Below are 16565 nucleotides of genomic sequence, written 5' to 3'. Positions count from 1 at the left end.
GACCGCCCGCCATGAAACCCCCCACCCCGACCCTCCCCCGCTTCGCAGGGGAGGGAGGCGCTTCACCCCGCCAGCGCGGTCTTCACCACCTCATTCACCAGGGCCGGATTTCCCTTGCCCTGCATCGCCTTCATCGTCTGGCCCACGAAGAAGCCGAACAGCTTTTCCTTGCCGCTGCGATACTCCGCGACCTTGTCGGCATTGGCCGCCATCACCTGCGCCACCACCGCCTCGATCGCGCCGGTGTCCGTCACCTGCTTCAGCCCGCGCTCCTCGACGATCTCGCCCGGCGCCTTGCCGGTCTCGAGCATCGCCTCGAAGACCTGCTTGGCCAGGCTGCCGGACAGGGTCTTGTCGCTGATCAGGTCCAGCAGCGCGCCGAGGTTCTCAGCCGTCACCGGCGGATCGCTGACGTCGCGCTTCAGGCGGTTCAGGGCCGCGAAGAAATCGCCCGTCACCCAATTCGCGGCCAGCTTCGCGTCGCGGCCCTTGGCCACCGTCTCGAAGAAGACAGCCGTCTCCTTCTCCAGCGTCAGCACATGGGCGTCATAGGCGGTCAGGCCCATGGCGGTGTAGCGCGCGCGCCGCGCATCCGGCAGTTCCGGCAGCGCCGCCTTCAGCGCCGCCACCCAATCCGAATCCAGCACCAGCGGGGGCAGGTCCGGCTCCGGGAAGTAGCGGTAGTCATGCGCATCCTCCTTGGAGCGCATGGACCGCGTGACGCCGCGCGCGGTGTCAAACAGGCGGGTTTCCTGGAAGACCTCCTCGCCCGATTCCCAGACCTCGATCTGCCGCCGCGCCTCGGCCTCCACCGCCTGCATGACGAAGCGGATGGAGTTGACGTTCTTCACCTCGCAGCGCGTGCGGAACCCCTCGCCCGCCTTGCGGACGGAGACATTCACATCGGCCCGCATCGAGCCCTCGTCCATATTGCCGTCGCAGGTGCCGAGGTAGCGCAGGATCTGCCGGATCTTCGTCAGATAGGCGCCGGCTTCCTCGGGGCTCCGCATGTCGGGCTCGGAGACGATCTCCATCAGCGCGACGCCGGAGCGGTTCAGGTCGATGAAGGATTTGGTGGCATGCTGGTCATGCAGCGACTTGCCGGCATCCTGTTCCAGATGCAGCCGGGTGATGCCGATGGTCTTCGTCGTGCCGTCGCCGAGCGTGATCTCCACCGCACCCTCCCCGATGATCGGGTGGGCGAACTGGCTGATCTGATAGCCCTGCGGCAGGTCGGCGTAGAAGTAGTTCTTCCGGTCGAAGCGCGACCAGAGGTTCACCTGCGCATTCAGCCCGAGGCCCGTGCGCACGGCCTGGGCCACGCATTCCTGGTTGATGACGGGCAGCATGCCGGGGAAGCCGGCATCGATGAAGGACACCTGGCTGTTCGGCTCCGCCCCGAAGGCCGTCGCGGCGCCGGAGAAGAGTTTTGCCTGGCTGATGACCTGGGCGTGGATCTCCAGGCCGATGACGAGTTCCCAGGGGCCGGTGCGGCCCTCGATCGTGTAGCTCATGCCCCCGCCCTCAGCCCCGGCAGCGCCGTGAAATTGGCTGCCCGTTCCAGCGTGCGCCCGACCGCAAAGACCGTCTCCTCATCGAAGGCGCGCCCGATCACCTGCAACCCGAGCGGCAGGCCCTGCCCGTCCAGCCCCGCCGGCACCGCGAGCCCCGGCAGCCCCGCCAGGTTCGCGGTGACCGTAAAGATGTCGTTCAGGTACATTGCCACCGGGTCGTCCTGCTTCTCATCCATGCCGAAGGCGGCGGACGGCGTCGCCGGCGTCAGGATGGCGTCGACTTTCTCATAGGCCTGCTCGAAGTCGCGTCGGATCAGGGCGCGGACCTTCTGGGCCTTGAGATAGTAGGCGTCGTAGTAGCCGGCGCTCAGCACATAGGTGCCGATCATGATCCGCCGCCGCACCTCGGCGCCGAAGCCGGCGGCGCGGGTGCGCTCATACAGGTCGCGCAGGTCGGAGCCAGGCTCCGTCACCCGCATGCCGAAGCGCACGCCGTCATAGCGGGCGAGATTGGAGGACGCCTCCGCCGGCGCCACGATGTAGTAGGTGGGCAGCGCGTATTTCGCATGCGGCAGGCTGACCTCGACGGTCTCCGCCCCGGCGTCGCGCAGCCAGGCCAGGCCCTGCTCCCAGAGCGCCACGATCTCCGGCGCCATGCCGTCCAGCCGGTATTCCTTCGGCACGCCGATCCGCAGGCCCTTCACGCCGCGCTCGCACGCCTTCGCAAAGTCCGGCACAGGCATGTCCGCGCTGGTGGAGTCCCTCGGATCGAAGCCGGCCATCGACTTCAGCAGGATGGCGCAATCCTCCACCGTGCGCGCCACCGGCCCCGCCTGGTCGAGCGAGCTGGCGAAGGCCACGATGCCGAAGCGGGAGCAGCGCCCATAGGTCGGCTTGATGCCCGCGATGCCGCAGAAGGCGGCGGGCTGACGGATGGAGCCGCCGGTATCCGTCGCCGTCGCGCCCAGCGCCAGCCGCGCCGCAACCGCGGCGGCGGAGCCACCGGAGGACCCGCCCGGCACCAGCCGCGTGTCGGGATCGTTCGCCCGGCTCCAGGGATTCTCCACCGGCCCGCTGGCGCTGGTGGTGTTCGACGACCCCATGGCGAATTCGTCGAGATTCGCCTTGCCCAAAAACACAGCACCGTCGTCCAGCAGGTTCTGGCTGACCGTGCTCTCATAGGGCGGCACGAAGCTGTCGAGGATGCGGCTGCCCGCCGTGGTGCGCGTGCCCGCCGTGCAGAACAGGTCCTTGATGGCGAGGGGAATGCCTTCCAGCGCGCCCACCGTGCCCTGGCGGCGCCGTTCGTCGCTGGCCTTGGCGGCCGCCAGCGCCTTCTCCGCCGTCACGGTGATATAGGCGTTCAGCCGTGGGTTCAGCTTGGCGATGCCGTCCAGATGCGCGTTCGTCAGCTCGACGCTGCTGATCGTGCCTTCGTTCAGCGCGTCGATCGCGCCGCGCAGGGTGAAATCCGTGGGATGCATCACTCGACCACCTTCGGCACGCCAAAATATTCGCCCTGGCGATCCGGGGCATTGGCCAGGATGGCATCGGCCTGGCCGCCATCCGTCACCACGTCGGGGCGCAGCCGCGCGCGGGCCTGGGCCACGGGGCTGCCGCCGGCCATCGGCTCCACGCCCTCCGTCTCCACTTCCTGCAATTGCTCGATCCAGCCCAGGATCCCGTTGATCTCGGCCTGCGCCTGCTGCACCTCGGACTCGTCCAGCCTGATGCGGGCGAGCGAGGCGATGCGCCGGATTGTGGCGGTATCGAGGGACATTTTCTTCAGGAAATCCTTGATCTGCCTGGGTTTGCCCAAGAGGCTTTGTCAGACGGCGAGCGGGGGAACATAACGGCGCCCATGCCCGCCATCAACATGCGCGACCTGCGCGCCGCCCTGCCCCGCGATGCGCGCCTCATCGGCCTCGACCCCGGCGCGCGGATCATCGGCGTCGCGCTCTCCGATGTCTCGCTGATGCTGGCCTCGCCCTATGGCGCCATCGCCCGCGGCAAGCTGGCGGCCAATGCGGCGGAGATTGCGCGGATTGCGAAGAAGGAAGGGGCCGGCGGGCTGGTCGCGGGGCTGCCCTTGTCCATGGATGGCAGCTTCGGCCCGGCGGCGCAGGCGGCGAAGGATTGGGCGCTGGCGGTGGCCGCCGCCACCGGCCTGCCACTGGCGCTCTGGGACGAGCGCCTGTCCTCGGCCGCCGTGAACCGGATGATGATCACGGCCGACCTGTCGCGCGCCAAGCGGGCCAAGGCCGTGGATGCCGCGGCGGCCGCCTATATGCTCCAGGCCGCTCTGGATGCCAGCGCGGGCCCGGCGTAGGTTCGCGCCATGCTCCCCTACCCCCACCGCCACCTGCTCGCCATCGAGGGCCTCGAGCCGCCCTATATCGCCGATCTGCTGGATCTGGCGGAGAACTATGCGCTACTGAACCGCCAGGGCAAAACCCAGCGCGACCTGCTCAAGGGCCGCACGCTGATAAACCTGTTCTTCGAGGACAGCACCCGCACCCGCACCAGCTTCGAGCTGGCCGGCAAGCGGCTGGGGGCGGACATCGTCAATATGACGGTCTCCACCAGCTCGGTGAACAAGGGCGAGACGCTGCTCGATACCGCCTCCACCCTGAACGCCATGCACACGGACCTGCTGGTGGTGCGCCATGGGCAATCCGGCGCGCCGGCGCTGCTGGCCCAGAAGGTGGATGCGGCGGTGATCAATGCCGGGGACGGCACGCATGAGCACCCGACCCAGGCGCTGCTGGATGCGCTGACCATCCGCCGCCGCAAGGGCAGCCTGGAGGGGCTGACGGTGGCCATCTGCGGCGACGTGCTGCACTCCCGCGTCGCGCGGTCGAATATCCACCTGCTGCTGGCGATGAATTGCCGCGTCCGCATCGTGGGCCCGCCCACCCTGATCCCGGCCGAGGCCGCGGCGCTGGGGGTGGAGGTGCACCACAGCATGAAGACCGGCCTGGCCGAGGCCGACGTCGTCATGATGCTGCGGCTGCAGAAGGAACGGATGTCCGGCGGCCAGGTGCCCAGCGCCCGCGAATTCTTCCGCTTCTACGGGCTGGATGCGGAGAAGCTGGCCTATGCCAAGCCCGATGCCATCGTCATGCATCCCGGCCCGATGAATCGCGGCGTGGAAATCGACAGCGCCATCGCCGACGATCCCCTGCGCAGCGTCATCGGTGAACAGGTGGAAATGGGCGTCGCGGTGCGCATGGCAGTGTTGGACGTGCTGGCGCGGAACCAGCGCCGGAATACCTGATCCAGCGGCCCTTTTCGCGTACCGCTCAAGGGCCCCTCAATCGCCGGCGCTGCGCTTGGCTGCGCCGCATAGGCGGCGGGCCGCGTTCGCGGCCTCGGCCGCCGGTGCCGGCCGCAGGTAAGTCCGCTCCTTCGTTGTCGTCGCACTGCCCTAAGGCACCCGCAGCGCGGTGGCATAGGCCTCCGGCGTCTCGATCAGGGCGCGGGCCGCCAGGCGGTCATCCTCCCGCCCCTCCGCCGGCGGGCAGGCATTGCGCAGCGCCGTCATCTCGCTGGCCAGCACCGGGGCGCGCGCCGCGCGCTGGCGGGCCAGCATGCGGCCCATTGGCGCCTGGCCCTGGCGAAGCTGCGCCAGGCCCTGGGCCAGCACCTCCGGCCCCAGGCTGGTACAGAGCGCGGGCAGCACGCCCAAGCCCTGGATCGGCCAGCCGGACAGCGCCACGATCCGCGACCAGGTCACCAGCAGCTCCGCCCCGTTCGGCAGCGGCGCCACCAGCTGGATCAGCCCCTTGCCCATGGTGGCGCTGCCCACCACCACGGCGCGGCCGCGTTCCGAAAGCGCCGTCGCCACGATCTCGGCCGAGGAGGCGGTGCGGCCATCCACCAGCACCACCACCGGCCGCCCTTCCGCCAGGTCCTGCCCAGCGGCCAGGTAGCGGCGGTTCGCCTCCGGGTGGCGGCCCTCGGTGCGCATCACCTCCCCATCCGTCAGGAAGGCATCCGCCACCGCCACCGCCTGGCTCAGCAGCCCGCCGCGATTGCCGCGCAGGTCCAGCACCACGCCGTTCGGCATGCCCTCGGCGAAGGCGTCGCGCAGCACCTGGGTCAGGCGGCGATCTGTCACCGCGGAGAAGCCGGAGAGGCGCACATACAGGATGTCGTTGCGGCGCTCCGCCGTCACCGTCTCCGCCACCACCAGCTCGCGCACCAGCGTCACCACCCGGCGGCGGCCGCCGCGCAGCAGGGTCAGCGTCACCTCGCTGCCCTCCGGCCCTTCCAGCAGGGTGGCCGCCAGGCCGGGATCGCGCGGGCCGAGGCGCCTGCCATCCACCGCCACCAGCTGTTCCCCCACCCGGATACCGGCCTGGGCCGCCGGGCCGTCCCGCGTCACCGCATCGATCACCAGCGCATTGCGCTGCGCCGCCACGCGCAGGCCGAGGCCGGACTGGCCGACGCGGCGCTGGCGTGCCTCCCGCGCATCGGCGGCGGGGACGTAGCGGCTATAGGGGTCGAGGTGGTTGAACAGCTCCTCGAAACCCGAGGCCAGCAGGCGCTCCGCCCCCGCCTCCCGCACCTGGGGGGAGGCGCGCCAAGCGGCGGTGTAGAACTGGCCGAGCGCGGTGGCGACCGCCTGGCCCAGCGCATCGGGCCGCCCCGGCGCCACCAGCGGGGCAAGCGCCGCATTGGCCAGCACCCGATCTTCGCCCAGCAGCAGGATCCGGTCCTGGCGGATTTCCGCATTGAAGCGGGTGTCCAGCACGCTGAGGCCGCGCAGCGACCACAGCACGAGATTGGCCGGGCTTGTGGCCTCCAGGTGCCGTTCCAAGATCAGCGCATGGCTCGGCGCCAGCACCGCCTCCAGCGCCCCGGCCGGGACGCTGGAGGAGATCGCCATCTGGTCCTGGGCCAGGGTGCTGGCGGCCGGCGCGCCGGCCAGCAGCGCCGCCATCAGCACCAGCGGAACTAGCGCCGCCGCGCGCCCTTGCCAGAAGAATTGTGCTTGGAATTTTGCGCGGATTTTCCCGAACGCCCGCCGGGCCGTGGCGCGCCCTGCATCAGGCCGAAGACCATCCCCCCCGTGCGCGGGGTGGCCTCCGACAGCCTCACCTCGACCGTCTGGCCCAGCGAGAAGGTCAGCCTTGTATTGCGACCGGACATCGCATGCCCGGCCTCGTCCAACTGCCATCGGTCGTCCGGCAAGGACGCAAGCGGAACAATCCCGCTGGCGCCGTTCTCCTGCACGGTGACGAACAGGCCGAAGCGTGTCACCCCGGAAATCCGCGCTTCGAAAACTTCTCCGACACGTGTTGCCATGAAAGCAGCAAGATAGCGGTCGATGGCGTCACGTTCCGCCATCGCGGCCCGTCTTTCGGTCTGGGTGATGTGTTCTGCGGTGTCCGGAAAGCGCGCCGCCTCCGCCGGGACCAGCCCGTTCCTGCCGAGTGCCAGGCCCGCGATCAGCGCGCGATGCACCAGAAGGTCCGCATAGCGGCGAATCGGGCTGGTGAAATGGGCGTAGCGGGCCAGAGCCAGGCCGAAATGGCCGATATTGTCGGGCGAGTATTCGGCCTGGGACTGGCCGCGCAGCACCGCCTCGTTCACCAGCCGGTCCTCCGGCTTGTCCTTCACCGCGGCGAGGATGCCCCCGAAGTCGCGCGGATGGATGCGGTCCCGCGCCGGCAGCTTCAGGCCCAGCGATTCGAGGAACTGGCGCAGCCCCTCCAGCTTGGCGTCCGAGGGCCGGTCATGGATCCGGTACATGCAGGGCTGGCTCAGACGCTCCAGCTCCTCCGCCGCGCAGACATTGGCGGCGACCATGAATTCCTCGATCAGCCGGTGCGAATCGAGCCGCGAGCGGGGCACCACCGCCTGCACCTTGCCGGCCTCGTCCAGCAGCACGCGGCGTTCAGGCACATCCAGCTCCAGCGTGCCGCGGCGGGCGCGGTCGGCCAGCAGGGATTCGAAGGCGCCGTAGAGGTGGCCGAGCAGATCGGCCGGCACCCCCTCCGGCACCGTCCCCTCCTCCCGCGCCGCCTGCACCTGCTCGTAGGTGAGGCGGGCGGCGGAGCGCATGATGCCGCGCCCGAAGCGGTGCGCCAGCTTCCGGCCCGCGCGGTCGAAGCGCATCTCGACGAAAAGGCAGCCGCGCGGCTCGTTGGGGCGCAGGCTGCACCAGCCATTGGACAGCGCCTCGGGCAGCATCGGCACGACGCGGTCGGGGAAATAGACCGAATTGCCGCGCGCCCAGGCCTCACGGTCCAGCGCGCTGTCGGGCGTGACGTAATGGGCGACATCGGCGATGGCCACCAGGCAGCGCCAGCCTTCCGGCACGGGCTCCGCCCAGACGGCATCGTCGAAGTCGCGCGCATCCTCGCCATCAATGGTGACCAGCGGGATGTCGCGCAGATCCTCCCGCCCGCGCTTGGTCACGCCGCGCGCCGCCTCGGCCTGTTCCACCGCCTCGGCCGGGAAGACATCGGGGATGCCATGGGCATGGATGCAGATGAGGGAGACGGAGCGCGCCTCCCCCATCCGGCCCAGCACCTCGACGATGCGGGCCGGGCGGGGGCCCAGGCTGTGATGCGTCGGCATCGGCTCGGCCAGGACGATATCGCCGGGGCGTGCGCCGTTCACCTCCGCCACACGCCAATCGGCGCGCTGGCGGCGATCGGTCGGGATGATGCGGCCCTCCTCGAAGACGCCGAGGATGCGGGCCGGCGTTTCGCGGGCGATGCGCTTGAAGGTGCGGCCTTCGTATTTGTTGCCGCCGATGAATTTCAGCCGCGCCAGCACCCTTTCGCCCGGCGCGAGGGCCGCCTGGCCGCGCGCCTCGCGCTGCATGAAGATGACGGGCGGCGGGCCGCGGTCGCGGTCCCATTGAAGGGGGCGTGCGATCGGGTCGCCATCGGGATCGGTGCCCACCACCTCCACCGGCGCCATCTCGGGCAGGCGTTCCGGGGCCGCCAGGCCCTTGCGGCCCACCGGGGTGGCCTGGCCGGACTCCTTCAGGCCACGCAGCAATTCGCGCAGCGCCGGCCGCTGGTCGCAGGAGAGGCCGAAATGCCGCGCGATCTCCGTCTTGCCGACACGGCCCGGCGCCGCGCGCAGAAAGTCGCGCAGCTGTGCCAGGCTGGGCAGGGCGGCGGGCGCGGCTTCCGGGATGCCGGTGCGGCGGCGAGGCGCCTTGCCGCCGCCGGCGCTCTTCGGCTTGCGGGCGGCGTGGCCCTTGGCGGGGGGACCGCGCCGCACCACGCTCAGCCGGCCTTCCGCGCGGCCGGCTTCTTGGCCGCAGCGGCCTTGGGCTTCACGGCAGCCTTGGCCGGGGCCTTCTTCGCGGCCGGCTTGGCCGCGGCCTTCTTCGGTGCCGCCTTCTTGGCCGGCGCCTTCTTCGGGGCCGGCGCCTCGCCCTCCGGCTTGGCCGCCTTCTTGGGCGCCGCCTTCTTGGCGCCCTTCTTGCCCTTCAGCGGCGGCAGCTCCTTGCCCTTCTCGGCCAGCAGCTTCACCGCCTCCTCCAGCGTCACCGTGTCGAAATCCATCGACTTGGGCATGGAGGCGACGCGGCTGCCATGCATGACGAAGGGCCCGAAGCGCCCGCGCCGCACATCCACATTGCCGCCGGAGGGATGATCGCCCAGCGCCCGCCCGCGCGGCTTCACATCCGCCAGCAGCGCCATGGCGCGGTTCAGCCCGATGACCAGCACATCGTCATCCGGGTCCAGCGACTTGAAGAGCTGGCCCATCTTCACATAGGGGCCGAAGCGCCCGATGGCGGCCGTGATCTCCTCCGCCGTCTCCGGATGCACGCCGACGATGCGCGGCAGCGAGAGCAGGGCGAGCGCGCGTTCCAGGGTCAGGCTGTCCGGGTCCATGCCGCGGGCCAGGCTGGCGCGGCGCGGTTTCACCTTCTTGCCCTTCTCGTCGAGGGTTTCCTCACCGAGCTGGACGTAAAGCCCGTAGGGCCCGCGGCGCAGGCTGATGGCCTTCCCCGTCGCCGGGTCCACGCCCAGCTCGCGCTGCCCCTCATTGAAGCCCGCGGCCCCCTCGGCCTCCGAGCCCGGCGCCACCAGCGGCCGCGTGTAGCGGCACTCCGGATAATTGGAGCAGCCGATGAAGGCGCCGGTCCGCCCCAGCCGCAGCCCCAGCCGCCCACCCGAACAGGCCGGGCAGCCGCGGGGGTCCGTGCCATCGGCGCGGGCGGGGAAGAAATGCGGCCCGAGATCCTCGTCCAGCGCGTCGATGACATCGCTGATGGTCAGCTCGCTGGTCGCCGCGATGGCCTTCGAGAAATCGTCCCAGAAGGCGCGCATCACCGCGCGCCAATCGGCCCGGCCGCCCGAGATATCGTCGAGCTTCTCCTCCAGCCCCGCGGTGAAGCCAGTATCCACATAGCGTTCGAAGAAGGAGACCAGGAAGGCCGTCACCAGCCGCCCGCGGTCCTCCGGCACGAAGCGCCGCTTGTCCAGTTTCACATAGTCACGGTCCTGCAGGACCTGCAGGATGGAGGCATAGGTGGAGGGGCGGCCGATCCCCAGCTCCTCCAGCCGCTTCACCAGCGTGGCCTCCGAGAAGCGCGGCGGCGGCTGGGTGAAATGCTGGCTGGCGGTGACGGGGCCGGACTTCACCGCATCCTTCTCCCGCATCGGCGGCAGGGTGCGGCTCTCGTCATCCGGCTCGGGCCCGGCGGTGGCGATGCCGGCGCGGGCATCGGCCGCGCGGTCGTCCTCGTCCTCCCGGTACAGCCGCAGGAAGCCGTCGAAGGCGATGACGGAGCCGGTGGCGCGCAGCTTCGTGCGGCCGCTGGGCTCCACCAGTTCCACCGCCGTCTGGTCGATCTCGGCCGACTGCATCTGGCTGGCGACCGCGCGCTTCCAGATCAGCTCATAGAGCTTGCGCTGCCGCTCATCGAGGAAGCGGGCCACCTGCTCCGGCGTGCGGGAGACATCGGTGGGCCGGATCGCCTCATGCGCCTCCTGCGCATTCTTCGCCTTCGAGGAATATTCGCGCGGCGCCCCCGGCACATAGTCGCCGCCGAAGGCCTCCTTCACATGGTCGCGGATGGCGAAGATCGCCTCGCGCGACATCTGCACGCCGTCCGTCCGCATATAGGTGATGAGGCCGACACTCTCGCCGCCGATATCGGTGCCTTCATAGAGTTGCTGCGCCACCCGCATCGCCGCCTGCGCGCCCATGCCGAGTTTTCTCGAAGCCTCCATCTGGAGCGTAGAGGTGGTGAAGGGCGGCGGCGGGTTTCGCCGCGTGCGCCGCTTCTCGACACTCGCGACACTGAACTTGCCCGCCTCGACCGCGGCCTTGGCGGCCATGGCGGTCGCCTCGTTCGGCAGGTCGAACTGCTCGAGCTTACGGCCCTCGTGATGCGTCAGCCGGGCGCTGAATGGCGCACCCGACGGCGTCGCGAAGCGCGCCTCGACGGTCCAGTATTCCCGCGCCCGAAACGCCTCGATCTCGGCCTCGCGCTCGCAGATCAGCCGCAGCGCGACCGACTGCACCCGGCCGGCGGAGCGGCTGCCCGGCAGTTTCCGCCACAGCACCGGGGACAGGTTAAAGCCCACCAGGTAGTCCAGCGCGCGGCGCGCCAGATAGGCGTCGATCAGCGGCACATCCAGGTCGCGCGGATGCGCCACGGCGTATTGGATGGCGCGCTTGGTGATCTCGTTGAAGGTGATGCGATGCACCTCGACGCCCTTCAACACGCCGCGGCGGGCCAGCATGTCCTTCACATGCCAGGAAATCGCCTCCCCCTCCCGATCCGGGTCGGTGGCCAGGAACAGGCGGCGGGCGCCCTTCAGCGACTTGGCGATGGCGGCGATCTGCCGGTCGCCGCGCTCATCCGCCTCCCAGTCCATCGCGAAATCCTCGTCCGGCCGGACGCTGCCATCCTTGGCCGGCAGGTCGCGGACATGGCCGAAGGAGGCGAGGACCGTGAAGTCGCCGCCGAGATACTTGTTGATGGTCTTGGCCTTCGCGGGGCTCTCGACCACGACGACGTCGGTCATTTCTCTCGTTTCGCCTTCGCGCGCTTGTCCCGCCCCGATCGCCCGAACGGTCAGCTGACTGACCGCACGACCCGGTTGCCGGGCAGGCATTCCACCAGCCCGGACAGCTCCAGGTCGAGCAGGATCGCCTGGACGGATGGCGCAGATAGCTGGCAGCGGCGGACCAGATCGTCAACGGCAACGGGTACCGATCCAATCAATTCAAGGATTTGCGCCTGCGATTCCGGGGGCGCGGGGGCCGAAACCGGGCCGGGCGACGGGTTAACGGGCGCCGGCGGTAGGGAAAACAGCGGCAGTTCGAGCGGCTGGGCGGGCAGATTGGCCAGCACATCCTCCGCCGTTTCGGTCAGATGGGCGCCCTGGCGGATCAGGTCGTTGCCGCCCCTGGCGCGGGGGTCCATCGGGCTGCCGGGCACGGCAAACAGCTCCCGCCCCGCCTCCAGCGCCAGGCGGGCGGTGATCAGGCTGCCGGAACGCGGCGCCGCCTCCACCACCACCAGCCCCAGCACCAGCCCGGCGACGATGCGGTTGCGGCGGGGGAAGTGGCGCGCCATGGGCGCGGTGCCGAGCGGCGCCTCGCTGACCACCACCCCGCCCTCCGCCGCGATGCGCGCCTGCAGCCCGGCATTCTCGGGCGGATAGGGCTGGTCCAGCCCGCCGGCGACCACCGCGATGGTGCGACCGTGTGCCTGCAGCGCACCAAGATGCGCCGCCGCGTCGATCCCGCGCGCGAGGCCGGAGGTGACCGCCACGCCGCCCATGCAGAGCCCCGCCGCCAGCTCCTCCGCCAGCCGCCGCCCGGCGGCGGAGGCGGAGCGCGCGCCGACCACGCCGACCTGGCGGCGCTTGAGCACGGAGGCATCGCCCAGCACCGCCAGCACCGGCGGCGGATCCTCCAGCAGCGCCAGCAGCGGCGGGTAGGCGGGATCGTCCAGGTACAGGAAGGACCCGCCCATGCGCTCCACCGCGATCATCTCGCGCTCGATCTCGGCTACCGGCGGCGGGGCGAAGGCACGGCCCGTGCGGGCGGCGTGCGCCGGCAGCGCGGCCAGGGCGGCGGCGGCGCTGCCATGGCGGGCGATCAGGCGAAGGAAGGTGGCGGGGCCGATGCCCTCGGTGCGGGACAGGCGCAGCGCCGCCAGGGCGTCCTTCATGCCGCGCGCCCGAGCCAGACGACGCCCTCGGACGGCGCCAGGTTATGAAAGCCGGAGGCCTGCCAGAAACCGATGGCCCGCTGATTGTCCGGATTGACGCCAACATGCAGGCCGCCGGGCCGGATGGCGTCGATCCAGCGTTCGAGCAGGGCACGGCCCCAGCCCCTGCCCTGCATGCGTGGCAGAAGGTTCAGGTGTAGATGCGCCGGAAACGCGTTGAAGATCCGGGGCGGCGTGCGGCGAGGGGCATGGATGCGGTGGCACCGCCGCGCGTCATGGTCCCAGGCCTCGGGCGGGCCGGCCGGTTGCGGGTAGCGCTGCCGCAGAGCCGGCCACCAGTCCCGTTCCAGCCGGTCCTCGAAGGCAAGGGTGTCCGGCGCGCCGAGCACGAAGCCGGCGGGGCCGGCGCTATCCTCTGCAATGAACACCGTCTCGGGGCTGAGCACGGCATAGGGGGCGGAGTAGATGTGGCCCAGCAAACGGCCATCCGCGTAGAGCGCCCTCGCATCTCCACCCGCCGCACCCGTGGCGAGCGAAATGGCATAGAGGCTATCCAGATCATCCGGCACATAGGGGCGGATGAACGGCCTCACCCGCGCCTGCCGATCCGCGGTTCCGTGCCTGCGATCAGGCGGCGGATATTCGCGTGGTGGCGGATGGTGATCAGCAGGGCCACGCCCAGGCAAAAGCCGGCCAGCCGCCAGTCCCCGGACAGCGCCGCCACCACCGGCGCCAGCGCACAGACGGTGAGGGCGCTGAGCGAGGAGATGCGCGTCAGCACCGCCATGGCCAGCCAGACGCCGAGCAGCAGAAGCCCGAGCCCCGGCTGCGCGGCGAGGATCACCCCCGCCCCGGTGGCCACGCCCTTGCCGCCCCGAAAACCGAGCCAGACCGGAAAGGTGTGCCCCAGCAGCGCCGCGAAGCCTGCCAGCAGGGCCGCGTCCTCGCCCCAGATCCAGCGGGCCAGCAGCAGCGCCACGGCGCCCTTGGCCGCATCCAGCACCAGCGTGGCGGCGGCCAGCTTCTTGTTGCCGGTGCGCAGCACATTGGTGGCGCCGATGCTGCCCGAGCCGATGGCCCGCACATCGCCCAGCCCCGCGGCCTTGGTCAGCAGCAGCCCATAGGGCACGGAGCCCAGCAGATAGCCCAGCGCCGCGGCGAGGATCAGGCCGGTGCTCACCCGAAAACCCTCCGCCCCGCCTTCCAGGTGCCGAGCACCCGCCCCTCCAGCGCCCGCCCGTCGAAGGGCGTGTTCTGCGCCTTGCCCGGCAGTTTGCCCGAGACCACCTGCCAGCCGCGCTCCAGGCTGAACAGCACCAGATCCGCCGGCGCGCCCTTCTTCAGCACGCCCGTCTCCAGCCCCAAAAGCTTCGCCGGCCGCGATGTCATCAGGCCCAGCGCCTCCAGCAGCGGCAGCTTGCCGCCATGCACCTGGGCCAGGGTCACCGCCAGCAGCGTGGCGAGGCCCGCGCCCCCCGGCTCCGCCTGGGCAAAGGGCAGGCGCTTGTCATCGGCATCATGCGGCTGGTGGTCGGAGGCGATGGCATCGATCGTGCCATCCGCCAGCGCCGCCACCACCGCCAGCCGGTCCGCCTCCTCGCGCAGCGGCGGGGAGAGTTTCGCGTATGTGCGGTACTCGCCGATCGCCGTCTCGTTCAGGTCGAAATAGGGCGGCGCGGTGTCGCAGGTGACGCGCAGCCCCTCGGCCTTGGCGCGGCGGATCGCCGCCAGCGCCGCGCCGGTGCTGACATGGGCGAAATGGACATGGCCGCCGGAGAGCCGGGCGAGGGCGATGTCGCGCTCCACCATCATCGCCTCGGCCGCCGCCGGAATGCCCGGCAGGCCCATGCGGGTGGCGCGCTCGCCCTCCGTCGCGGCGCCGCCACCGGCGAGGCTGGGCTCCTCCGGATGCTGCACCACAAAGCTGCCGAAGGCGCGGGCATAGGACAGCGCCAGGCGCATCAGCCGCGCCGGCCCGATGGCGCGCCTTCCATCGGTGAAGGCCACCGCCCCCGCCTCCCGCAGCAGGCCGAATTCGGAAATGTCCTTGCCGGCACAGCCCCGCGTCGCCGCGCCATAGGGCAGGATGGTCAGGCTGGCGCCGGCCTGGCGGGCCAGGAAGGCGACCAGCGCCGGGTCGTCGATGGCCGGCGTGGTGTCCGGCAGGGCGCAGAGGGTGGTGATGCCCCCCGCCGCCGCGGCCTGGGCGGCGGAGGCGATGGTCTCGCGGTGCTCCGCGCCGGGCTCGCCGAGCGCCGCGCGCAGGTCGATCAGTCCGGGGGCCAGGCAGGCGCCCTCGGCATCCACCACCGTCGCACCCTCCGGCACGCCGAGGTTGCCGCCATGGTCCAGGATGAGGCCATCCCGCACCAGCAGCGATCCGGGCGCATCGAGCCCCGCGGCGGGGTCGAGCAGGCGGGCATTGAGGAGGAGGAGATCGGACATCGCCACCCTTATAATCGCCGCCGCGAGTCCCGCCAGCGTGCCGCTGCCGCATCCGGCGGCGAAGCGGGCACCGCCTGCAGTCGAAGCTTGCAGCGGCCGGCCCTGGGCGGCGACGGGACCCCGCTATGCGCGGCGCCGGCGCGGCCTATGCTGCGGCCTTCGCTCCCGAGGCCCCGCCCCATGCACCGCCGCTCCCTGCTCGCTTTGCCCGCCGGCCTCCTGGCCACCCCTGCCCTCGCCCAGGCCGACTGGCCGACCCGCCCGGTGCGCATCGTGGTGCCCTTCGCCGCCGGCGGCAGCACCGATGTCTCCACCCGGCTGCTGGCGCCACGCATCCAGCAGATCCTCGGCCAGCCGGTGGTGATCGAGAATCGTGGCGGCGCGGGTGGCACCATCGGCTCCGATTCGGTGGCCAAGGCCGCGCGCGACGGCAGCGTCTTCCTGATGGGCACCATCTCCACCCATGTGCTGGCGGTGGGCCTCTATGGCGACCGCCTGCCCTATGACCCGGAACGCGACTTCGTCGCGGTGGCGCCCACCGTGATGGTGCCGATCTGCATCACCGTGCACCCCTCCCTCGGCGTGACGGATCTCGCGGGCCTCATCGCCCTGCTGAAGGCCAATCCGGGCAAGTATGCCTATGGCACCGGCGGCGCCGGCGGGTCCGCGCATATCGGCGCGGTGGCCTTCCTGAACGCCATCGGGGCGGAGGCGACGCATGTGCCCTATCGCGGCAGCGCGCCGATGCTGGCGGATATGCTGGCGGGCCAGGTGAGCCTCTGCTTCGACACGCCGGCGCTGATCGCGCCCCATCACGCGGCCGGCAAGCTGCGCTGCCTCGCGGTGGCGACCGATGCCCGATCCCCGCTGATGCCGGATGTGCCGACGGCGGCGGAGGCCGGGCTGCCCGGCTACAAGGCCTATTCCTGGTTCGGCCTGTTCGCCCCGGCCGGCACGCCGGAAGCCATCGTCACCCGGATGAACGCCGCGGTGCGCGAGGCGCTGCTGGAACCCGCGACCCGGACCCGGCTGGTGGAGCAGGACCTGCCGCCGATTGCCGAGGGCAGCCCGGCCGAATTCGCCGCCTTCCTGAAGCGCGAACTGGCCGAATGGGTGCCGGTGGTGCGGGCCAGCGGGGCGACCGCCAACTGAAACACTTGACCTGAGCCCCCGCCGGGCTAGAACGCCCCCCTGTGCCGGGTGGTCCGCAAGGTCCGCCCCCAAACCGTTTCCTGTGCTGGAACCTGCCCGATGGCCAAGGCCAATACCATCCTGATCAAGCTCATCAGCACGGCCGAGCCGTCGACGGGCTATTTCTACGTGACCAAGAAGAACACCCGGAACGCCACCGGCAAGCTCGAGATGAAGAAGTACGATCCGGTCGCCCGGAAGCACGTGCTGTTCCGCGAGTCCAAGATCAAGTAACCCAGCCGGGGGCCTTG

Annotated in this window: 14 protein-coding genes; 4 read left to right on the top strand and 10 right to left on the bottom strand. The window is 70.8% G+C overall.

Annotated elements, in window-relative coordinates:
• Window positions 1–62 precede the first annotated feature (62 nt).
• Genes gatB through gatC form a run of 3 tightly spaced genes read right to left on the bottom strand, consistent with a single transcriptional unit; the run spans window position 63 to window position 3294 of the window.
• Window positions 63–1514, bottom strand: a complete 1452-nt coding sequence (gatB, locus tag J3S20_RS12665) for an Asp-tRNA(Asn)/Glu-tRNA(Gln) amidotransferase subunit GatB (protein ID WP_216836834.1) — start codon at window positions 1512–1514, stop codon at window positions 63–65.
• The gene (gatA, locus tag J3S20_RS12660) at window positions 1511–2998 is read right to left on the bottom strand and encodes an Asp-tRNA(Asn)/Glu-tRNA(Gln) amidotransferase subunit GatA (RefSeq protein WP_216836833.1); all 1488 of its coding nucleotides are present in this window, start codon (window positions 2996–2998) and stop codon (window positions 1511–1513) included. The genes gatB and gatA overlap by 4 nt, the downstream gene beginning before the upstream one ends.
• A complete protein-coding gene (gene gatC / locus J3S20_RS12655) occupies window positions 2998–3294 on the bottom strand; it encodes an Asp-tRNA(Asn)/Glu-tRNA(Gln) amidotransferase subunit GatC (RefSeq protein ID WP_216836832.1) in 297 nt (98 codons plus the stop codon). The genes gatA and gatC overlap by 1 nt, the downstream gene beginning before the upstream one ends.
• 81 nt (window positions 3295–3375) lie before the next feature.
• On the opposite strand from gatC, the gene ruvX reads away from it, so the two are divergent.
• Window positions 3376–3843 carry a Holliday junction resolvase RuvX gene (gene ruvX, locus J3S20_RS12650; RefSeq protein WP_216836831.1) on the top strand — a complete coding sequence of 156 codons (468 nt, stop codon included), beginning with the start codon at window positions 3376–3378 and terminating at the stop codon, window positions 3841–3843.
• A 9-nt stretch (window positions 3844–3852) separates the two neighbouring features.
• Entirely contained in the window at window positions 3853–4791 is a 939-nt protein-coding gene (locus J3S20_RS12645; protein WP_216836830.1) for an aspartate carbamoyltransferase catalytic subunit, read from the top strand.
• A 150-nt stretch (window positions 4792–4941) separates the two neighbouring features.
• Here J3S20_RS12645 and J3S20_RS12640 read toward each other — a convergent pair whose 3' ends face one another.
• Genes J3S20_RS12640 through pyrC form a run of 7 tightly spaced genes read right to left on the bottom strand, consistent with a single transcriptional unit; the run spans window position 4942 to window position 15123 of the window.
• Window positions 4942–6459, bottom strand: coding sequence for a S41 family peptidase (locus J3S20_RS12640; protein WP_216836829.1), 1518 nt, complete (start codon window positions 6457–6459; stop codon window positions 4942–4944).
• A 14-nt stretch (window positions 6460–6473) separates the two neighbouring features.
• Window positions 6474–8759: a ribonuclease R gene (rnr, locus tag J3S20_RS12635; protein WP_456305695.1), complete on the bottom strand. Its 2286-nt coding sequence runs from the start codon at window positions 8757–8759 to the stop codon at window positions 6474–6476.
• Between the two features lie 5 nt (window positions 8760–8764).
• Window positions 8765–11524, bottom strand: a complete 2760-nt coding sequence (gene topA / locus J3S20_RS12630; RefSeq protein ID WP_216836827.1) for a type I DNA topoisomerase — start codon at window positions 11522–11524, stop codon at window positions 8765–8767.
• 50 nt (window positions 11525–11574) lie between these two features.
• The gene (dprA, locus tag J3S20_RS12625) at window positions 11575–12678 is read right to left on the bottom strand and encodes a DNA-processing protein DprA (RefSeq protein ID WP_216836826.1); all 1104 of its coding nucleotides are present in this window, start codon (window positions 12676–12678) and stop codon (window positions 11575–11577) included.
• On the bottom strand, window positions 12675–13271 hold the full coding sequence (locus tag J3S20_RS30820; protein ID WP_216836825.1) for a GNAT family N-acetyltransferase: 597 nt from the start codon (window positions 13269–13271) through the stop codon (window positions 12675–12677). Before J3S20_RS30820 ends, dprA begins: the two co-directional genes overlap by 4 nt.
• Complete coding sequence (gene plsY / locus J3S20_RS12615) at window positions 13268–13858, bottom strand: glycerol-3-phosphate 1-O-acyltransferase PlsY (RefSeq protein ID WP_343215214.1); 591 nt, start codon at window positions 13856–13858, stop codon at window positions 13268–13270. Before plsY ends, J3S20_RS30820 begins: the two co-directional genes overlap by 4 nt.
• Window positions 13855–15123 carry a dihydroorotase gene (pyrC, locus tag J3S20_RS12610; RefSeq protein ID WP_216836824.1) on the bottom strand — a complete coding sequence of 423 codons (1269 nt, stop codon included), beginning with the start codon at window positions 15121–15123 and terminating at the stop codon, window positions 13855–13857. The genes plsY and pyrC overlap by 4 nt, the downstream gene beginning before the upstream one ends.
• 180 nt (window positions 15124–15303) lie before the next feature.
• Between pyrC and J3S20_RS12605 the strand changes: the two genes are divergently transcribed.
• Both J3S20_RS12605 and rpmG read left to right on the top strand, forming a co-directional pair.
• The gene (locus tag J3S20_RS12605) at window positions 15304–16275 is read left to right on the top strand and encodes a Bug family tripartite tricarboxylate transporter substrate binding protein (RefSeq protein ID WP_246602724.1); all 972 of its coding nucleotides are present in this window, start codon (window positions 15304–15306) and stop codon (window positions 16273–16275) included.
• A gap of 99 nt (window positions 16276–16374) precedes the next feature.
• Window positions 16375–16548, top strand: a complete 174-nt coding sequence (gene rpmG, locus J3S20_RS12600; protein WP_216836822.1) for a 50S ribosomal protein L33 — start codon at window positions 16375–16377, stop codon at window positions 16546–16548.
• The last annotated feature ends 17 nt before the right edge of the window (window positions 16549–16565 follow it).

The sequence above is a fragment of the Falsiroseomonas tokyonensis genome (assembly GCF_019024325.1).
Lineage (GTDB): Bacteria > Pseudomonadota > Alphaproteobacteria > Acetobacterales > Acetobacteraceae > Falsiroseomonas > Falsiroseomonas tokyonensis.
Note: the sequence above shows the minus strand (reverse complement) of the source record. Positions and strands in the feature narration are given on the sequence as shown.